Annotated in this window: 21 protein-coding genes, 1 tRNA gene and 1 pseudogene; 12 read left to right on the forward strand and 11 right to left on the reverse strand. The window is 66.4% G+C overall.

Annotation, left to right across the window (positions count from 1 at the left end):
- The first annotated feature begins 1,007 nt into the window (after window positions 1–1,007).
- Window positions 1,008–3,098, forward strand: a complete 2,091-nt coding sequence (locus VGC77_RS06855; RefSeq protein WP_331170825.1) for a carbon starvation CstA family protein — start codon at window positions 1,008–1,010, stop codon at window positions 3,096–3,098.
- 4 nt (window positions 3,099–3,102) lie between these two features.
- Entirely contained in the window at window positions 3,103–3,291 is a 189-nt protein-coding gene (locus tag VGC77_RS06860; protein WP_331170858.1) for a YbdD/YjiX family protein, read from the forward strand.
- A 121-nt stretch (window positions 3,292–3,412) separates the two neighbouring features.
- Here VGC77_RS06860 and VGC77_RS06865 read toward each other — a convergent pair.
- Window positions 3,413–4,348 (reverse strand): annotated as a pseudogene (locus VGC77_RS06865) (YheT family hydrolase); the annotation flags it as partial.
- 194 nt (window positions 4,349–4,542) lie between these two features.
- Here VGC77_RS06865 and VGC77_RS06870 point away from each other — a divergent pair.
- From VGC77_RS06870 to VGC77_RS06880, 3 genes are all read left to right on the forward strand, one after another.
- Window positions 4,543–5,364, forward strand: coding sequence for a Spy/CpxP family protein refolding chaperone (locus VGC77_RS06870; protein WP_331170826.1), 822 nt, complete (start codon window positions 4,543–4,545; stop codon window positions 5,362–5,364).
- Between the two features lie 144 nt (window positions 5,365–5,508).
- Window positions 5,509–5,733 carry a DUF3222 family protein gene (locus tag VGC77_RS06875; protein ID WP_331170827.1) on the forward strand — a complete coding sequence of 75 codons (225 nt, stop codon included), beginning with the start codon at window positions 5,509–5,511 and terminating at the stop codon, window positions 5,731–5,733.
- A gap of 290 nt (window positions 5,734–6,023) precedes the next feature.
- Window positions 6,024–6,113, forward strand: a tRNA-Ser gene (locus VGC77_RS06880).
- Window positions 6,114–6,532: 419 nt separating this feature from the next.
- On the opposite strand, the gene VGC77_RS06885 is transcribed toward VGC77_RS06880, so the two are convergent.
- Both VGC77_RS06885 and VGC77_RS06890 read right to left on the reverse strand, forming a co-directional pair.
- Window positions 6,533–7,000, reverse strand: coding sequence for a hypothetical protein (locus VGC77_RS06885; protein ID WP_331170828.1), 468 nt, complete (start codon window positions 6,998–7,000; stop codon window positions 6,533–6,535).
- An 87-nt stretch (window positions 7,001–7,087) separates the two neighbouring features.
- Window positions 7,088–7,624: a hypothetical protein gene (locus VGC77_RS06890; RefSeq protein ID WP_331170829.1), complete on the reverse strand. Its 537-nt coding sequence runs from the start codon at window positions 7,622–7,624 to the stop codon at window positions 7,088–7,090.
- Window positions 7,625–7,755: 131 nt separating this feature from the next.
- Here VGC77_RS06890 and VGC77_RS06895 point away from each other — a divergent pair, with 131 nt between their 5' ends.
- From VGC77_RS06895 to VGC77_RS06915, 5 genes are all read left to right on the forward strand, one after another.
- Window positions 7,756–8,040, forward strand: a complete 285-nt coding sequence (locus VGC77_RS06895) for a helix-turn-helix domain-containing protein (protein WP_184255949.1) — start codon at window positions 7,756–7,758, stop codon at window positions 8,038–8,040.
- Complete coding sequence (locus tag VGC77_RS06900; RefSeq protein ID WP_331170830.1) at window positions 8,037–8,378, forward strand: hypothetical protein; 342 nt, start codon at window positions 8,037–8,039, stop codon at window positions 8,376–8,378. Before VGC77_RS06895 ends, VGC77_RS06900 begins: the two co-directional genes overlap by 4 nt.
- A gap of 1 nt (window position 8,379) precedes the next feature.
- On the forward strand, window positions 8,380–9,195 hold the full coding sequence (locus VGC77_RS06905) for a hypothetical protein (RefSeq protein WP_331170831.1): 816 nt from the start codon (window positions 8,380–8,382) through the stop codon (window positions 9,193–9,195).
- A 70-nt stretch (window positions 9,196–9,265) separates the two neighbouring features.
- Window positions 9,266–9,652: a phage regulatory CII family protein gene (locus VGC77_RS06910; protein ID WP_331170832.1), complete on the forward strand. Its 387-nt coding sequence runs from the start codon at window positions 9,266–9,268 to the stop codon at window positions 9,650–9,652.
- Window positions 9,649–9,855 (forward strand): DNA-binding protein, encoded by a 207-nt coding sequence (locus VGC77_RS06915; RefSeq protein WP_331170833.1) that lies wholly within the window; start codon window positions 9,649–9,651, stop codon window positions 9,853–9,855. Before VGC77_RS06910 ends, VGC77_RS06915 begins: the two co-directional genes overlap by 4 nt.
- Here VGC77_RS06915 and VGC77_RS06920 read toward each other — a convergent pair.
- The 7 genes from VGC77_RS06920 to VGC77_RS06950 form a co-directional block, all read right to left on the reverse strand.
- On the reverse strand, window positions 9,765–10,283 hold the full coding sequence (locus tag VGC77_RS06920; RefSeq protein WP_331170862.1) for a hypothetical protein: 519 nt from the start codon (window positions 10,281–10,283) through the stop codon (window positions 9,765–9,767). The genes VGC77_RS06915 and VGC77_RS06920 overlap by 91 nt on opposite strands.
- Window positions 10,280–10,864: a hypothetical protein gene (locus tag VGC77_RS06925; RefSeq protein ID WP_331170834.1), complete on the reverse strand. Its 585-nt coding sequence runs from the start codon at window positions 10,862–10,864 to the stop codon at window positions 10,280–10,282. The genes VGC77_RS06920 and VGC77_RS06925 overlap by 4 nt, the downstream gene beginning before the upstream one ends.
- Window positions 10,861–11,355, reverse strand: coding sequence for a phage virion morphogenesis protein (locus tag VGC77_RS06930; RefSeq protein WP_331170859.1), 495 nt, complete (start codon window positions 11,353–11,355; stop codon window positions 10,861–10,863). The genes VGC77_RS06925 and VGC77_RS06930 overlap by 4 nt, the downstream gene beginning before the upstream one ends.
- Window positions 11,355–11,825: a phage protein Gp36 family protein gene (locus VGC77_RS06935; RefSeq protein ID WP_331170835.1), complete on the reverse strand. Its 471-nt coding sequence runs from the start codon at window positions 11,823–11,825 to the stop codon at window positions 11,355–11,357. The genes VGC77_RS06930 and VGC77_RS06935 overlap by 1 nt, the downstream gene beginning before the upstream one ends.
- A 4-nt stretch (window positions 11,826–11,829) precedes the next feature.
- A complete protein-coding gene (locus VGC77_RS06940; RefSeq protein ID WP_331170836.1) occupies window positions 11,830–12,132 on the reverse strand; it encodes a hypothetical protein in 303 nt (100 codons plus the stop codon).
- Window positions 12,133–12,286: 154 nt separating this feature from the next.
- Entirely contained in the window at window positions 12,287–14,248 is a 1,962-nt protein-coding gene (locus VGC77_RS06945) for a TonB-dependent receptor (RefSeq protein ID WP_331170837.1), read from the reverse strand.
- Window positions 14,249–14,286: 38 nt separating this feature from the next.
- Complete coding sequence (locus VGC77_RS06950) at window positions 14,287–14,601, reverse strand: hypothetical protein (protein WP_331170838.1); 315 nt, start codon at window positions 14,599–14,601, stop codon at window positions 14,287–14,289.
- Between VGC77_RS06950 and VGC77_RS06955 the strand changes: the two genes are divergently transcribed.
- Window positions 14,587–15,123 carry an ABC transporter ATP-binding protein gene (locus VGC77_RS06955; protein WP_331170839.1) on the forward strand — a complete coding sequence of 179 codons (537 nt, stop codon included), beginning with the start codon at window positions 14,587–14,589 and terminating at the stop codon, window positions 15,121–15,123. The genes VGC77_RS06950 and VGC77_RS06955 overlap by 15 nt on opposite strands.
- Window positions 15,124–15,269: 146 nt before the next feature.
- Window positions 15,270–16,424 (forward strand): PLP-dependent aspartate aminotransferase family protein, encoded by a 1,155-nt coding sequence (locus tag VGC77_RS06960; protein WP_331170840.1) that lies wholly within the window; start codon window positions 15,270–15,272, stop codon window positions 16,422–16,424.
- 64 nt (window positions 16,425–16,488) lie between these two features.
- On the opposite strand, the gene VGC77_RS06965 is transcribed toward VGC77_RS06960, so the two are convergent.
- Entirely contained in the window at window positions 16,489–18,084 is a 1,596-nt protein-coding gene (locus VGC77_RS06965) for a rhodanese-like domain-containing protein (RefSeq protein ID WP_331170841.1), read from the reverse strand.
- Window positions 18,085–18,645 lie beyond the last annotated feature (561 nt).

The following is an 18,645-nucleotide window of genomic DNA, read 5'->3' on the forward strand; positions in this document are numbered from 1 at the left end:
GCGCGCCACCGGCGGCGATTATGGGCCCCGGGACCGTGCTTCCGGGGACAGGCGCGATGCACTCCGCACCACTGATCCCGGCGATCTCCCGCCGTTCACCTGTCCCGCGTCCAGCCAACCAGCAAGTGGCAGAGCCTCGTAATGGGCCCGGACGGTGACCTGGGGCCTCCCGGGTGGTGCTTGCGAGGCACCGGCGCGGGACGCCGCGTCGACCGAATTGGAGTTGCCTCCTTTTCGGCAGCGAGATTTGGTGGGTTGCCCCGCCGCTCGCTCTGTCCCGCTTCAAAAGCGCCCTCGAGAAGCGCCCCTCACGGACAGGACGATTAGGAAAATAATCTTCAATGCATGGATTGTCAATGGGTCGGCGCTGTCGCTAACTCCACCCATCGCCGTCATCCTGAGGAGCCTGGCGAAGCTCGGAGAGCGAAGCCGGGCGTCTCGAAGGATGGGCCGCGGGCTTGGAGCTCGCGCCGTGCACGTTGCCGCATCCTTCGAGGCTCGCCGCTCGCGCGGCTTCGTGCCTCAGGATGACGGCGCTCTGCATGTGGCACGGCGCATTGGGGCTACAGCTGTGGGGTGGGTGAGGCGCTCTTGCGCCGTAACCCACCGCCGCACCCGCCGCGGCTTGCGCGATGGGTCAACCGCAAGCCGGATGATCTGCGTCTGTTCGATGGTGCGGGCGGCGGTTTCGTACAAATCAAGGGGCGGCTGGACGCCAGTGGCGATCGGGCGAGTCCAAGATTGCGTTGAACGAAAAACCCGGCCGTCAGTTTTGGCTTTGCGGGTGAGGCCGACGCAGGAACAACACAGGGCATAGCCGGGTTGCGCGGCGAGTTTCGACATTTTCGTCCGAAAGTCGCGCCGTGCGAGAAACTTTGATGCGTTACAATCATCTTTCTCGTATTTATATTGCTCAGAGTTGATCATGATCAACGCGGGAACCCGCGGCGGAGGAGACATAGCCGGCCCGCGTCAGATTTTACCGCCAGCATCACGAGGAAGACGATATGAGTGCGATCGCCGGACAGAGAAATGGGCTTCCATCAAAGCTGCTCTGGGCAGCGGTGATCGCGCTCGGTGTGGTGTCTTTCGCGATCGTCGCGCTGAGCCGCGGCGAAACCATCAACGCGGCGTGGCTGGTCGTCGCCGCGGTGTGCATCTACTTCATTGCCTACCGCTTCTACGGGCTGTTCATCGCCGAGAAGGTGCTGGGCGTCGATCCGAGGCGGCAGACCCCGGCCTACCTGCACAATGACGGCCTCGATTACGTGCCGACCAACCGCTACGTGCTGTTCGGCCATCACTTCGCGGCGATCGCCGGCGCCGGCCCCCTGGTCGGCCCGGTGCTGGCCGCGCAGATGGGCTATCTGCCCGGCACCTTGTGGATTCTCGCCGGCGTGGTGTTCGCCGGCGCGGTGCAGGATTTCACGGTTCTCTTCCTCTCGACCCGGCGCGACGGCCGCACGCTCGGCGATATCGTGCGCTCCGAGATGGGGCCGGTCGCCGGCAGCATCGCGCTGGTCGGCGTGCTGCTGATCATGATCATCCTGCTCGCGGTGCTGGCGCTGGTGGTGGTCAAGGCGCTGGTCGGCAGTCCGTGGGGCACCTTCACGGTGTTCTCCACGATTCCGATCGCCATGGTGATGGGGATCTATGCCCGCTTCATCCGGATTGGTCGCATCGCCGAGATGTCGGTGATCGGTGTGGTGCTGCTGCTGGCGTCGCTGATCTATGGCCGTAGCGTCGCCGATAATCCGGCGCTCGCCGCCTGGTTCGATCTCAGCGGCGAAACGCTGGCGGTGGTGATCATCGGCTACGGCTTCGTCGCCTCGGTGCTGCCGGTGTGGCTGCTGCTGGCGCCGCGGGATTATCTGTCAACCTTCCTCAAGATCGGCACCATGACACTGCTGGCGATCGGCATCATCCTGGTGCAGCCGGATCTGAAGATGCCGGCGTTCACCCGGTTCATCGACGGCTCCGGCCCGGTGTGGTCGGGCGGCCTGTTCCCGTTCCTGTTCATCACCATCGCCTGCGGCTCGGTGTCCGGTTTCCATTCGCTGATCGCCTCGGGCACTACCCCGAAAATGGTCGAGAACGAGAACCAGCTGCGCTTCATCGGCTATGGCGGCATGCTGACGGAATCCTTCGTCGCCATCATGGCGATGATCGGCGCCACCGTGCTCGAGCCCGGCATCTATTTCGCGATCAACAGCCCGGCCGGCGTTATCGGCACCACCGCGGTGCAGGCCTCGCAGGTGATCTCCGGCTGGGGCTTCGCCGTCACCCCGGAGATGATCAACCAGATCGCCCAGGACGTCGGCGAGAAGACCCTGCTGTCACGCACCGGCGGCGCGCCGACGCTCGCAGTCGGCATGGCGCACATCCTGTCCGGCATGTTCGGCGGCCGGGTGCTGATGGGGTTGTGGTATCACTTCGCCATCCTGTTCGAGGCGCTGTTCATCCTGACCACGGTCGATGCCGGCACCCGCGTCACCCGCTTCATGATCCAGGATCTGATCGGCAGCGTGATGCCGGCGTTCCGCAAGACCGAATCCTGGGCCAACAACCTGATCGGCTCGGCGCTGGCGGTCGGCCTGTGGGGCTACTTCCTGTATCAGGGCGTGATCGATCCGATGGGCGGCATCAATACGCTGTGGCCGCTGTTCGGCATCTCCAACCAGATGCTGGCCGGCATCGCGCTGATCCTGTGCACGGTGGTGCTGTTCAAGATGAAGCGACAGCGCTACGCCTGGGTGACGATCGTGCCGACCTTGTGGCTGTTGATCTGCACCATGACGGCTGGGTTTCAGAAGATCTTCAGCACCGCGCCGTCGATCGGCTTCGTCGCCCACGCCTGGAAGTTCAGCGACGCCGCGGCGGCCGGCACCATCCTGGCGCCGGCCAAGACCATGGCGGAAATGCACCGCATCATCGTCAACGACTACGTCGATGCGACGCTGAGCGCGCTGTTCGTAGCCGTGGTGCTGGCGATGATCGTTTACGGCGCGATCGCCATTCGCCGGGCGCTCGGCAATCCGAAGATCTCCGCGATCGAGGCCGGCCTGCCCGCAACCGTCAGAGGAGCCGAAATTGCGTGACCTGATGGCGATGAAGGAATGGACGGTGCGCACCGCGCGGCTGATGGTCGGCATCCCCGACTATCAGACCTATGCGGACCATGTCCGGCAGACCCACCCGGATCAGCCGGTAATGAGCTACGAAGAATTCTTCGTAGAGCGGCAGAACGCGCGCTACGCGCTCGGCAAAGGCCGCTTCCGCGGCTGCTGCTGAGCGGGGCGGGCGAGGGCGGCGGGGTCCTTAAGTTCACCCCCGCCGCCTCCAGCCAGTCGCATACCGCCTCGGGCATGGCGTGGACGTGGCCGGGGAAATGCCCGGCCGGGAAGCCGACATGGCCGCCATGGTCGGGCTGCCACAGCATCACCGCGGGGCCGGCCTGGTTCGGGTTCGGCAGCGACGCCTCCGGCACGAACGGATCGTTGCGGGCGTTGAGCACCAGGCTCGGCACCCGGATCGCGGCGAGGTGCGGCTTGGCGGAGGCGCGGCGCCAGTAATCGTCGACGCTGCAAAAGCCGTGCAGCGGCGCGGTGAAGCAGTCGTCGAAGTCGCGCAGCGTCCGCGCCGCTGTCAGCCGGTCGCGGTCGAACAATCTCGGATGCTGCTGCCACTTCGCCAAGGCGCGCGGCTTCATAGTGCGCAAAAAATGCCGCGCATAGGCCAGCCGGTTGAAGCCGTGGTCGATCGCGGCCCCCGCGGCGGCCAGATCCAGCGGCGCCGAGATCGCCGCCAGCGCGCGGACCAGCGGCGCCGCGGTCGAGCCGGCTTCCTCCGCCCAGCGCAGCAGCGCATTGCCGCCGAGCGAGACGCCGGCGGCCAGCAGCGGTCCGTCGGCGTAGTCGCGGATCCGGCCGAGCATCCAGCCGATCTCCTCGAAATCGCCGGAGTGATAGGAGCGCGGCGCCAGATTCGGCTCGCCGGAGCAGCCGCGGAAATGCGGCACGCTGAAATGCCAGCCGCGCGCCAGCGCCGCCTGCGCGAAAGCCACCGCGTAATGGCTCGACGAACTGCCCTCGAGGCCGTGAAACAGCACCAGCCACGGCGCGCCGCGCGGCGCCGGCAGGTGGTCGACGTCGATGAAGTCGCCGTCCGGCGCCTGCCAGCGTTCGCGGATATAGTCCGGTGCCGCGCCGCGGCGCGGCCGCGACAGCAGCGCCGGCCAGATGGTCTGCAGGTCGCCGCCCGGCAGCCAGCACGGCGCGCGGTAGTCGTGCAGCGCGGTCATCCGCAGGTCGGGTGCTGGGCGGTGTTGCATGCGGTGCGGTACCTGCATCACGTCGGGCGTTTTGTGGAGCCGGTCTTACTACAGATGCAAAGATCGAGGCGTTAGCAAATCGAGCCTCGCGGCGGGCGCCGGCCTTCACGCCGCCGCCTGGCTCTGCCAAACTCGCAGCCGAATAGTCGGGGCCGCTGCGGCGGGCGTTTGGCGGGCGCCGGCTCGGCCGCGGAATTTGGGAGACGCTCTTGATGCACAGCCGCACCATCGCACAACGAGGCGATCGGCGCCGCCTTTCGCAGCGCCGCGCGGCGCCGCTGGCGCTATTCGGCGCGGCGCTGCTGAGCTGGGCCGCGATGCCGATCTGCGCCGACGCCCAGGGCCTGGTGCAGGGGGTGGAGCAGGGCTCGCGCGCCGGCAATAAAGCGGCGGGGCCGGTCGGCGGCGTGCTGGGCGGCGCGATCGGCGGCGTCGCCGGCGTGGTCGGCGGCGTGCTCGGGGTGCCGGCCGAGGCGCCGCCGCCGCAACAGCCGGCCGCGCCGCCGCCCGACGTGCCGGCGCCGGCCGCTGCGGCTGCCAAAGGAGCCGGCACGCCGGCCAAACGGGCGAAGGCCGCGGCGGCCAAAACAACGACCAAGACAACCGCCAAGACCGCCAATTCTCCAAACACCGCCAGCCCGGCAGCGGCCACGGTGCCCGCGGCGGTGCCGGTCGCGCTGACCGCCGAGCAGATCGTTGCCAGTTCCGACGCCAACATCGCGCGGATCAAGGCCGAGTTGCATCTTTCGCCCGAGCAGGACAAGCACTGGACCGCGTTCAGCGCCGCGATGCACGCGCTCGGCAACAACGGCGCCGACCGGCTGCGACTGCGCGCCGAGCGCGCCAAGCGCGATCCGCCCGACGACATTGTCGAGCAGATGCGCAACGAGGCGCAGTTTCTCTCTGATCGCGCGCAGGATCAGCGCAACGTCGCCGACGCCGCCGATCCGTTGTTCATGAGCCTGGACGCCCAGCAGAAGCCGGTCTTCATTGAGGAGATGGTGCGGCTGTCGCGCGAGCGCGGGCTGGATTAGCAGCGCCGACGTCGCGGCCGCGGGTTGCGCCGGTCGCCACGCCGTTGCGGCGGCGCGCCGGAAAACTGTTGCAACGCCGCAGCGACGGCTTCACTATTTGCCTCCACCACCCGATGTGCTGCTTTGAACCTGCCGGAACCTGCAATGACCGCATTCGCCGCCGAAGACGTCCGCAAGATCGCCCTCGCTTTGACCAAGACGGCGATCGAAACCGTGTCGGAGGAGGACGGCGGCGCCCGCAACCAGTGCAAGCTGTGCCATGCCTCGGTGTCCTGGGAGCACAAGGGCGACGACATCGTGCATCAGCCGGACTGCGCGGTTGCGCTCGGCCAGCGGCTGTTGGCGAAGCTGCAGCCGCACGGCGTCTAGCGCTCTTCCGGTTCTGCTGGATCAGAACCGAAGCTATGGATTATTTTGACGCGTTGTCTTCACGCGAACCGCGATCCGCTTCGCTCGAAAACGCTATGGCGCAGCACGAGGTTTCGTAGACCATGCGGCAGGCGGCGGGATGTTTCAGCCCAAACCGAAAACCCTCGATGCGTCGGTTGACCGACGTTGCCAAACGTTTGCGGCTGCGCTGTTGCAGTTGACGCGGCGGCCGGCCATCTTGCCAAGGCGGTCGCCGTCCGATATCGCTAACGCGTTGATTTCACTGGTTTGGAAGGGTGGCCGAGCGGTTTAAGGCACCGGTCTTGAAAACCGGCGTGCCCGCAAGGGTACCGTGGGTTCGAATCCCACCCCTTCCGCCAACTGCGTAAATATCCGTCTCCGGAATTTTCGGGCCGCGTCAACGCGCGGCCGATCGAGACGTGCGCGGCGGGGTCGACGCCAGCTGTAACGCGCAAGATCACATGGCACAGGGCTGTTGAGGCGGGATTACCCGGGAAAATCCGGGATAAACTGAGACACCGCAATGGCTTGAGCGGCTCTTGAGCACTCCCGCCGGCGGCGGGAGTCGCGCAAGATCAAATGGCAGTTCTGGCGACGTTGGCGCTGGGCGCGCCGCCGAAAAGTCCCGACGAACCAGTGATGCAGCAAGCCGAACTCTGACCGGGCGTCAGAGTTACGTGAAAGCCGCCAAAATCGCGCAAACCATTGAGCTGTACGGGTTTCCGGCGATCCGGTCGCGTCGACCGGGCCACGGAACTCTGACGCGGCGCGTTCGCCTTCAACGATTTGCGCTGGCGCGCTGCTGAATCGCGCTGATGCATTGATCCGACAGCGTGTCCCAGCGCTGGTACTGCCGCTCGTAGCTGGCCGGGCCGTTGGTCATATTCCCCGCCTTCGCGGCCCCGATGAAATCGACCACAGCCTTCGCAGAGGCCGCGCAGATGGCTCTTGCTTGGTCTGGAAGCGGCAGTCCGCTCGCGCTGGCGAGTTGCTTTCGCGCCGCGGCCTCCTCAGCATCCATCCGGGCGAGATCGCCAGTCGAGGTGATCGCTATGCGGGCAAATTTCGCCACTCGCTTGGTCTCAATGTACCACCCGCTGGATTGCTCCCAATCACCAGCGAAAGCCGCGCCGATCGACAAAACAAAACAAAAGGCCGCCGCGCCAGAATTGAGGAGTCGCAGACGTCCTTCCAACTCCGAATGCGCCCCTACGAGTCTACCAAAAAAGGGCAAGTGACGTTGCATCTTAGAACACTTCTCCGAACTGGTAATTGCCACAATCAATTACCTTGTTGACAAGGGCGTCCATCACGAAAAGTCCGCGGACAACCATCAAGCCGAGGCTTTGCCGGTGCCGGGCGCAGCCTGCGCACTTCGAATCTCCGCTCGTAACTGTGCAACGATCAACTTGATCATGGCACCGCGCTCGGCCGGATCGTCTGTGGCAGCGATGATCTCACCGTATTTTCGAGCTGCAAGCCGGCCGAGGTCGATCGGGGGCATGGCCACTCGCTCATCCTTGTAAAGCCGCTGCACCGCATCGAAAACGCGCCCGAAAAGCTCGTCGTCAATGTCCGGTGGCGATGGTGCGGCAGGAACCCGCTCATCAAGCGGGTCCCCGTTGGCCAGCCAATTCAAATTCAACTTGGCGGCAGAAACCAGCGTTAGAAGCGCAAAAAACGGCGGTCTAGTCCTTCCATCGCGCCATTTCGCAATCTGTTCGGCCTTGGTGTCGATCAGCGCAGACGCGCCTTTGAGCCCGCCAACCCTTTTAAGCACCAGCTTGAAGCGGTCCCTCCACGCAGGAGTCCATTGCGCCCCAGGTCCGTCGGCGGGGTCGGGATCTTCATCCGTTTTTCCGGTTATCATTGCGCAAAAACTCCACTTTTGTGGTTGCGCGAATCGACAAAAGTGGACATTTTCTATTTCACAAAAGCGATCACGTTACGGACCCGAGAAAAGCCGGCCCCTGCCAGGGCCGGCTCAGCCGGAGGACATCAATGCAGCGTTGGGACAGGTTTTCGATCAAGGCCGAGGTGCAGCGGCGCGGAGAAACCCTAACCGGCCTGGCGATCGATGCCGGCCTTGAGGAATCCGCCTGTCGTGTCGCGCTGGTCCGCCGCAACACCCGCGGGGAACAGGCGATCGCCGCGTATCTCGGTATCCCGGTCGAGGACCTGTGGCCAGATCGTCACAAGATGCCCAAGCGAAAGACTATCGCGGAACGTCGGCGACTCGCCAGTCAAAAGCGGGACGCCTGCACGGACATCGGAGAGGCCGCATGACCCCCGATCTGTCCAAGGTCCGCCCGATCGTTGACTTCCCGCGCGTGCGCCCGGCGCCGATGACGCAGGCCGAGCGCGATGGAGCACTGATCGCGCTGTGGCGCGGCAGCCGGCATCTGTCCGCCGCCGGTCGCGAGGCGATGCTGGATCGCTACGCCCCGATTTCTCCCGTTCTTCCCAGCCCGACCGGTGTCGCGTCCGGCGCTGGTGGACCGCGTCACCTGCGGCAAGTGGTGAGTGGCGGGCGGCAGCCCGCGTTTCCTCCCGTGACTGACGGCAGATGTGGGCTTCAACGCCCGCATCCGCCGGCCTTTTCCACCCCCATCAAAGCCGGCTGAAATGATCCGAAAAAGCATCAAGATTGAAGATATCGACACCTCTGGCCGCCTGCGTGAGCTGCGGCCGGATTGGGTCGATACCATCGCCGAGCAGGTCACTGCCGGCGAAGCCCTTCCGCCGATCGAGGTGGCGGCGAAGCCGGACGGCACCTGGCGCCTGTTGATCGGTGGCCATCGCGTCGCCGGCCATCTCAAGGCCGGTCGCAGCCTGATCGATGCAGACGTCGCCGATTTCCCTGCGAGCGATGAAGACGCCTGCCGGCTGCGCGAGATCAAGGAGAACCTCGTTCGCGCCGAGCTGACGGTGCTCGATCGCGCGGTCGCGCTGGCCGCATGGAAGCGCATCTACGAGGCCAATAATCCGCTGCCGAAGCGTGGCCGGCCGGCCGCCGGGGAAAATGGCGAAAAGATTTCGAACATTTTCGTCGAGCGGTTCTCCGCGGCCGCAGCGCGGGCGCTCGGCATCACCGAGCGCTCGGTGCAGCTCGCGATCGAGATCGCCTCGATCGATGCCGTCGTGCGGCGCGAGCTGGCGCTGCATCCGATCGCCGACAACCAGGCCGAGCTGCTCGCGCTGGCGCGCGAGAGCGTGGCGCGGCAGCGCAGGATCGCGGCGCATCTTCTCGATGCGGAGAGCGGCATCAGCACCGTCGCCGAAGCAATCGCCGCTATCGACAAGACGCCAGCGCCACCTCGCGCAGCGCCCTGGGAGAAACTCTCGAACACCTTCTCGAAGCTCAAAGAGGCGCAGCAATACGCGTTCTTCGACGCTCACCAAGACGCCATCACCGTCTGGCAGAAGTCCCGGAAGGCGTAGAGCGATGGCCCCCCGGCGACGCGACACCTCAACCTTGGATCTGTTTCGGGACGTCGAGCCGACGCAAGTGGTGCGCCGGTTCGACGCCGAAGAGATCAAGGCGTGGAGTGCCGCGCGCCGTCTGTCGCGGGCTATCGCGGCGGCGCTCGACGGCTTCAAACGGGAAGACATCGCGATCGGACTTTCCGAACAGCTCGGAGAGACCGTCTCCAAAGCCACGCTCGACGCTTACGCGTCGCCGGAAAAGCCCCACGCGATCCCGGCGCATCGGCTCGCGGCGCTCTACGCGGTTACTGGCGACGAGCGGCTGCTGAATGCGCTGCTCAATGAGGTCGGACTGATCGCTGTACCCGCGAAATATGAGGCACTGCTCAAACGCGAGCGCGCACGAGAGCTGAAGGAGCGCGCCGAACGCGAAGAACAGGCCGCCGACGCGGAATGGAAGGCGCGGCGATGAAGGACTGGTGCACAGCACGCGAGCTTGCGGACGCCTCTCTTCCCGGTCTTCCGGCCACCGAGAGCGCCTTGATCCGTTTTGCGCAGCGTGAGGGCTGGAATGATAGCCTTGCCTATGTGCGCCGCCGCGCCGGCCGCGGTGGCGGTCTCGAGTACAACATCAGCCTTTTGCCGCCATCACCGAGATCGTCACCCATTGGATGATCGCGCCGACCCGCAAAGTCGATACCAATCCGCTGTTTCCGCTCGCCGAGGTTCGCGCGCGCGTGTTCGATCGCGCGGTGCCGATGCGTCTCGGATTTGGCGATATCCCGCTCGCCGAGGACGTCGGCGAGAACGACGCGGCTGCGCCGGTCGATGATGCCGCGGCGCCCGACATCGATCTCGCCGCCGTGGCCGCCTCGACGCTCGTTGGCGACGCCGACCCACGGCGACTCCACCGGCTTGTCGTTCTCGTCGCGGCCGAGTTCGAGCTGCACCTGCCAGTCGTCGCCCTGCTTGCGGACGCCGTCCTTGATCACCTTGCCGTGCATCACCACGCGCGCGACGCGCTGGTCGACTTCAACGATCTGCTTTTCGAGGTTGCGCAGATAGAATTTAAGCTGTCGGACAGCCGGATCGGTGATCGTCATACCGGCGCCTCATCGCTATCGTCGATCGGCACGCCCTCGGAATCCAAGATCTGCGGCGCCGCGATCGCCGGCCTCGTCAGCGGGCTCGCACCGATGGCGGAGAGCGTCTGTTCCCAGGTGACGACATAGAACGCCGAGCCCTTGGCGAATGTCTCAGAGGTGAACAGCGGACGCGCTTCGACCTTCTGCGGCGCGTTGATGGAGCGCAGACCCCAGCGCGATGCGTTTAGATCGCCGAGGACATCGAGCAGCCCGATCGACAGCGCGTGCGCAACCTCCTGCCGGCGCCAGGCGCGACCGCCGATCGCCACGTCTTCGGTGACCACATAGGCAACGGTCTCGATCGGCAGATTCCAGGATCCGTCGAGGTTGGTGTCGAGCCGCCACTTGGCCGCCGTCACCGCGATCATCGGCGGGTTGAAGATGTCCTTTTCAACGATGTCGGAGATCTCGATCCGGCCCGGATGCTGCCGCACCGTGACGTCCGGGAAAAGCGGCTTCAAAGCCGCTTCAATGGCGGCGAGGTATCCGACCAGCGTGGACGCCGCGAGGCGTTCCGAAAGGGTGGCAGGGGCGATCACTGGCCGCCTCCCAAATGCTTCGCGACGAACCGGGTCGCGAGCTGATCGACCTTGGTGGCGTCCTCGGCCGACATCCCGACGAAGGGCCGCGCGGGGATCGTGACGCTCTTGCGATGGACCAGGTGGCCGCCGACCATGAAGGACAGATACTTCGCGTTCTTGGCGCTGATGGTCATGCCGTCCTGATGAACGTGCGCATGCTCCCAGTGCGAGCCGACTTCGGTTTCCGTGGCGGACGCGGTCCAGGCGATCGAGCCCAGCAGGTGATCGCCCGTGGCCATCAAGATCGATGTGCCGGCGATATTCGCCGGCCATGGCGTGCCATCGGGCGCGGTCTTAGTCGACTGGATGCGCTCGCGCGTCGAGAATTCCAACCTGGCGCCGATGTCGGACATCAGCGGCTCGGTGTCGAGCTGATCGAGGTTCGTCAGCGCGGCCAGCGCCGATGTCAGGTCGGAGATGTCGACTTCGATCCGAATGCCGCTATCCATCACCAGCCCCGCAATCTATCGCGCGTCAGCACACGGTCATTGGCGATGACGATCGCTTCATTCGGAGAGACGGCGCCGGCGGGCTCCCCGGCAGCACCACTGCCGCGGCCACCCGGTCCGTCGAAGGTCAGCGCGGCCGAGCCCTTGGCGATCGCCTGCAGGCGGGCAATCGCAACGTCGTAACGTTCCTTGACCCGCTCGTTGGAGCGGCCGAACGACAGCGCCACGCGATAGAGCGCAATGTCGGTGGTGTAGATGCGAAGCGCCGCGCGGCTGTCGTCGTCGATCCGGGCGAGTTCGTCGCGGGTGTAGCGGGCGGCAAGGATGGCGCGCACCTCGGCGCTGCCGTCGTCAAGCGCGGCCTCGATCCGGCTGTCGTCGCGCACGCGGCTTGTTTCATCCGCGGCGAGGATAGTGGCCTCGGAGGGATAACGTGCCAGAACGTCGGTGAGGGTGGCGAAGGCGGCCATGGGATCAGCAGACCTCGGAACGAGAGACGGTGTAACCCTTCGCGTAAGCTGCCTTCGCCTCTGGACCCCAGCAGGTGTGACGACGCCAGCCCACATCGTGGTGCTTCGGCTCAAGCAACGGCTCGCTGCAGCCGAGATCGTCGATCGCTGTTTCGCGGCGACGCTCGGCAACGCGGCTGCGCGCGGCACGGCTCCCATCAATCGCCGGAGCGATCCCGACGATGGCGGTTCGGATCAAGAGTCGCCTGCGCGGATGCTTGCTGTTGGCACAATGCGGTCGTCGTTGATCGGCGGCGTAGATGATCATTGCGCCGCGACCCGGGCGCGGTGTCAGCGCCCATGGCGCCCGCGCAGCCGAGCTATTGGCTCGCCTTATGGCCCGCATAAGTCAATGAAAGACTTGATATATTTGACTAGTTGGGCGGACAACTATACTATTCGAAAGATGATAGCAGCGCTTACTAATTGGTCCGTCGCGAAGCCGGACCATCGTCGCCGGGGCCTGTGATGGGAGTTGCATTTTGCGACCGATCTGGTGATCGGGCTTCGTTCGGCGAGGCCGCCGCGCGTGATCCTGCTCGTGCGCTGCGGCTCGCGGCGGCTTGCGACCGTGAGATGGATGTCGCGACGGCGCGGGTGATCGGGCGGTGCCCCGATCGAAGAAGTCCTGCAGCGCGACGGACAGCCGGCGTTCGCCGCCGCTTGACGCGTCGGGATCGGTTGGCCCTGAGATTGAGCTGCAGGCGGCCGTTCCACAGCAGGGTCTTGATGCCGGCTTCGTAGTCGGTCAGGGTCTCCGGATCATACAGCGCGAAATCCGAGGCGGTCGCGACATAGGTGTTGTAGTTGCCGGTGCGGAAGCCGCGGGCATAGCGGACATAGACGGAATCGTCGGGGGTGAATTTGTATTTCAGCGTCAGATCTTCGCTGTCGTGAACGCCGCTGCTCGACAGCGCGGGGCCGGCGATCGCAAGGCCGGTCGCCGGGGCGATATAGCTGCCGGTGCTGGTGTTGATATAGGTCAGGTTGCGATTGCTGGCGTCCAAGGGCGAGGCGCTGTTGGTGATGTAGGACCAGGCCTCGCCACTGGCGCTGCGCTTCTCATTGGTGAGCCGGCCGCCGACGGTCAGGGTCAGCCGGTCGGTCAGATCCACCGCGACCGACGAGAACGCCGCCACGTCCCGGGTGATGATGTTGAAATCATAGGCGTTGCCGTCGACCCCGAAATTCACCGGGCTGTACAGCGGCTGCTGGCTGTAAGAATTGGTCTCATTGTTGAGATAATACAGCCCGCCGATGAAGCGAACCGGATTGCTGTCCGGCGAGGCAAAGCGGATTTCATTGCTGAAGACGTTGGACCCGCCGCCGATCTTCTCTTCATAGTTCAACGGCGCCGGCGACGCATCGTCGTCGGAGAAGATACTGAACTTGTTGGTCTCGTAGGCGAAGATGTCGGTCAACGTCCAGTCGCTCTGCAGATGATAGTTGGTGGTGAGCGAAATGCCGGATCGTCGATTGGACGAATCGCCGCTGCCGTTGTTGGCAAGAATGTTGCTGCCGGGGGGCTGCGCGTAGCCCTGGGCGTCGAGACCGCCCGGCAGCAGGCCGACATGGCGCAACGGCACCTCGGTGCGATTGTTGCCGGTATGCACTTTCAACAGCACGTTGAGGTCGTCGGTCGGCAAGCACTCCAATTGCCCGCGCATGTCCCAATAGCGTTGTTCGCCGACCGACTTGTTGCGGAAGAAATCGCGATACTGGCCGCCGTAGCCCTGATCGGTGAAGGAGAACCGTCCGAGCACCTTGTCTTCGACCAGCGGCCCGCTGATCGCGGCTTCCTCGCCGCGGCGTCCCTGGTCACCGACGGTGGTCTTCGAATAGGCCTCGAATTTCGGAGTCGGGCGGTTGTTGTAGTAGTTGATGGTGCCGGCCGTGGTGTTCTTGCCTTGCAGCGTGCCCTGCGGACCGCGCAGCACCTCGACATGGTTCAGATCGTAGATCGGCACGCCCTGCGCGGAGCCGGCATCGAGGAAGACGTCGTCCTCGGAGACGCCGACCGCGGGAATCATGTTGGCGGAAAAGTCGTTGGTGCCGATGCCGCGGATCCGGTAGCGCGGATTTGTGGAGCCGGAGGTGGTCTCGGCCTGCAAACCGGGGATGGCCTGCGACAGCGTCAGCGAGTCATGCACGGCATTGTTGGTCAGCGCCTCGGCGGTCGCCGCGGTGATCGAGATCGGCGCGTCCTGGGCCTTTTCCTCGCGCTTCTCGGCATGCACCACGACGTCCGGAATGCTGAGGTCGGCGGTCGCCGGAGCCGCCGGCGCCGGCGCCGGCGGCACGGGGTCTTCGGCGAATGCGGCGGTGATCGGCAGCGCCAGCGGCAGGAGCACCAGGAGCGCGCGTCGGGGCGTAATCTTTGTCATTGCTGTCGTCCTAAAGGGCGGAGAATGGCCGGAGCTTGTCAGCGGGAGGCGAGCCGGCTCGGCAGGCGGCAGTCGGCCTCCAGCCGTTCGAGGGGTTTGTGCGGGCGGATGTAGGCGGTGGCGGCGGCTCCGGGCGGTTGATAGTCCCAGGCGGTGGGGCGTCCACGTCGTAGCGCCTCGGCAACCAGGATCCGGCGGCGCTGGCTTGCCAGAATGTCGGCGGTGATCGCATCGAGCGGCCAGCGGCGGGCGGTTTCGGCGCGGAACGCCGCGGCCTGCGGCGCCGATCCGGCGACGTTGGCGAGCGCGTGCGCCGGCCCGGCCTCGACCGCGGCATCGTGTTTCAGGAACATCGGCTGCTGCCCTGGCTGACCGCCGCCGGCAATGTCGCAACCGCGCTGCGGCGCAGCGGCCGGCCGGCGCCGGAGCGCGCCCGGCTGGTCGCCGAACATCTCGCGCTGGTCGGGCTGACCAGCTTCGCCGATGCCTGGCCGGCGCAATTGTCGGGCGGCATGTCGCAGCGCGTGGCGATCGCGCGCGCGCTGGTCAACCGGCCGCGCTTTCTGCTGCTCGACGAACCGCTCGGCGCGCTGGATGCGCTGACCCGGCTGCGGCTGCAGGACGAACTTGCGCGCATCGTGCGCGCCGAGAGCTGCACGGTGCTGCTGGTGACGCACGACGTCGACGAGGCGGTGTTTCTGGCCGACCGCATCGTGGTGCTCGAACCCAATCCTGGACGGGTGGCGCACATCGTCAACGTCGATCTTGATCGCGAGCGCGATCGCTCGGCGCCGGCCTTCGTTCGGCTGCGCGACACCGTACTCGACGTACTCGGCGTCCGCCGCGGGACTGGCGCGCAGGCCGCGGCGCCGTGACCGTTTCCCGCTCAGACGAGCGTCGCACGCATTGACCGATCTGACAGCCTGACCGAAAACCGGCCGGCAACATCAGGGGGCGTCGTTGCGGGCCGAGAGCTGCCGCCGCGCGACCTTGACCCCGCAAGCCCATGAGGTGACCGTCTGTGACTGAACGACCTTTGCTGCCCGAGACCCTGGCCGCGCAAGCGCTCGGACGAATCGACGCTGCGACCGGGGCGCTGATTCCGCCGCTGCATCCCTCCACCACCTATCAGCGCGCCGCCGACAATTCCTATCCGCAGGGACGGGTCTATTCGCGGCCCGACAATCCGACCTATGCGATCGCTGCCGATACCCTGACGCAGCTCGAAGGCGGCGCCGACAGCTTGTTGTTTTCGTCCGGCATGGCGGCGGCCACCGCGGCGTTTCTGGCGCTTAGTCCGGGCGATCACGTGATCGCCTCCAAGGTGATGTATTGGGCGCTGCGCGGCTGGCTGCTGGGCTTTGCCACCCGCTGGGGACTCGATGTGGAGCTGGTCGACAGCAGCGACCTCGATGCGGTGGCGGCGGCGCTGCGGCCCGGCCGCACCCGGCTCCTGTGGGTCGAGACCCCGGCCAATCCGGTGTGGACGGTGTCCGATATCGCCGCGCTGGCCGAGCTTGCGCATGGCGCCGGCGCGGTGCTGGCGGTCGACTCCACGGTGGCAACGCCCGTCCTGACCAAGCCGCTTTCGTTCGGCGCCGATCTGGTGATGCATTCCGCCACCAAATATCTCAACGGCCATTCCGACGTGGTAGCCGGCACGCTGACCACGGCGCGGCTCGATGAGGTGTGGAGCAGGATCAAATCGGTGCAGGCGCAGAACGGCGCCGTGCTCGGCCCGTTCGAGGCGTGGCTGTTGCAGCGCGGTTTGCGCACGCTGTTTCCGCGGGTGCGCTGGCAGGCGGCCGCCGCGCAAATCCTGGCCGAGCGTCTTGAACAGCATCCCGCGGTGCGCGAGGTGCTGTACCCCGGCCTGCCGTCGTTCGCCGGCCATGCGCTGGCCGCCCGGCAGATGACCGGCGGCTTCGGCGGCATGTTGTCGGTTCGTATCAAAGGCGGCGCGGCTGCGGCGATCGCGGTCGCCGCCGGCGTGCGGGTGTGGCACCGCGCCACCTCGCTCGGCGGGGTCGAGAGCCTGATCGAACATCGCGCCAGCATCGAAGGCCCGACCTCGCCGGTGCCGGACGATCTCTTGCGGCTGTCGGTCGGCTTGGAGGCGACCGAGGACCTCTGGCAGGATCTGGCCGCGGCGCTGGCGGCGGCCAGCGCTTTTTAGCCGACCAGGCGGCCCGCAGCCCGCCGAGCGACGCGGATCACCGCGCAAAGGGAGCGGCGGCCGCTCACAGCACCCGGAAGCCGTGGGTGCCGTCGCGCTTAAGCTGCGCGATCAGGCCGAACTCCCAATCGAGATAGGCCTGCATCGCCGCGGTGGCGTTGTCGTTGCCCTCATAGGGCCGCTTGTAGACGTCGTCGACTTCTTCGACGGCGCGGGTCAGGCCGCGCTCGATCGGCAAGCCCGCCGCTTGCCACGCCGCGGTGCCGCCGGCCAACACCGCGACCGGGCGATCGGTGAGGGCGGCGATGTCGGCGATAGCGTAGTGTGCGAGGTCGCCGTCGCACGACGTCAGCACCAGCCGCTGGCCCGCCGACAGGCGCGGCAGCGCGTCGGCCAGCCGCGCGCGAACCAGCAACCAGGCGCCGGGGACGTGGCCCGCGGCGTAGCGCCGGCTGGTGGCAAGATCGATCACCACGCTGTGCTCCATCTCCGCCGCCAGCGTCTGCGGCGCAAGCGCCGCGACCGCGCCGGACGGCAATGGCGGCCGGCGCGGCGGCCGCGGCCCGACCTCCAGCGCGGCGCCGGCGAGGCCGCCCTCCAGCACATGAACGTCGCGCCAGCCCATCTGGATCAGCCAGGAGGCGGCCAGCGTCGCGCGCACGCCGTCATCGTCGGCAAGCACCAGGCGGCCGTGACGCACCCCGACCCATTCGTCGGTGGCCTGCACCAATTGCCCGCCGGGCGCGGAGCGAAACCCGGGCAGGTGGCCGGCGTCGAATTCCTCCGGGGTGCGGACGTCGAGCAGATATAGCGAGACGCCGCCGGGGTCGCGCTGCCAGGCCTCCAGCGTGTCGCGGTCGACGAAGCGAACCCCGGCGCGTTGCGCCAGCGCCCGCGCGCGCTGCCGCGCGGCCTCGCGCGCCTCGGCCGACAAGTCCGGGAAACGGCGCGCGGCGCCGTGGTCGAGTTCGAGGCCTGCGAGCGTCCAGCCGATGGTGCCGTTGCGCAGCGCAAATACCTTGTTGGGAACGCCGGCATTGATCAGCGACTGGCTGCCGATGATCGAGCGGGTGCGTCCGGCGCAATTGACGATCACGGTGGTCTCCGGCCGCGGCGCCAGATCCTGCAGCCGCAACACCAGTTCGCCGCCCGGCACGCTGGTGCCGCCTGGGATCGACATGGTGCGATATTCCTCGAAGCGCCGGGAATCCAGCACCACGACGTCGGCGTCGTCGGCGATCAACCGAGCCACCTCGCGGGCTTCAAGCGACGGGGTGTGACGTGTCGCCTCGACCAGTTCGCCGAACGCCTTGCTCGGCACGTTGACGTCGATGAACACTTCACCGCCGGCGCGGCGCCAACCTTGCAGCCCGCCGTCGAGTTCTGCGACATTGCTATAGCCGAGCGCGGCGAGCCGCGCTGCGGCGCGCGCGACCAGCCCCTCGCCATCGTCATAGAGCACGATCGGCGCATCCAGCCGCGGCGCCAGATCGAGCACTTTCAGCTCGATCCGGCTCAGCGGCAGCGACACCGCGAACAGCGGATGGCCGCGCGAATAGGGCGCTTCCTCGCGGACGTCGAACAGCGCGATCTCGCGGCCTTCGATCAAGGCGGCGCGAACCTCCGCGACGCTGGCAATACGGATCGCAGGACGGATCATCGGGTTTCCCTCATTGCAGGGCGGGATCGCGCCTCATCGCACGAGCCGAGTAAGGCGGCTCTCTTTGCGACGGCGGATGGCGTCACGGCGGATACCACCGGCACGCGGTCGAACGGTCTTGATCGCGAGTCGGCCGGTGATATCGGATGCCGTCGCTGCGATCAAGCAGGCGGCCGCTCGGCGCTCGCAGATGGCGCTGCGAGCGAGGAGCGTTGCAGCGTGGCGCTGCCGCCTTCGACATGTCGCTGCTCTATCGGGCGCCGGCAACGACAACAGTATTCCGGGATCGCGCACGACAACGAAATATCATTTTACTATGCGCGTTGACGGCGGTGCGGGGACTGGCGGACTCCGCCGATGACACCGGGGCCCCAAGCGAAAGGTTGTGGTCGGATCGGCGTGCAGCCGCAGAGCCGCGCCGGCCGCTCCGCGAAGCAAACCGCGTTTGTCGTGGATCGCAACTAACAACATTCCGTCTCGCCGCCGCGGCTTTGTTCGAAGAATATTCCATAATGGTAACCGCGCATTGCGCGGCCCATGTCATCATGACATGTTCTGCCG

The organism is Rhodopseudomonas sp., assembly GCF_036404135.1.
Taxonomy (GTDB): Bacteria; Pseudomonadota; Alphaproteobacteria; order Rhizobiales; family Xanthobacteraceae; genus Rhodopseudomonas_A.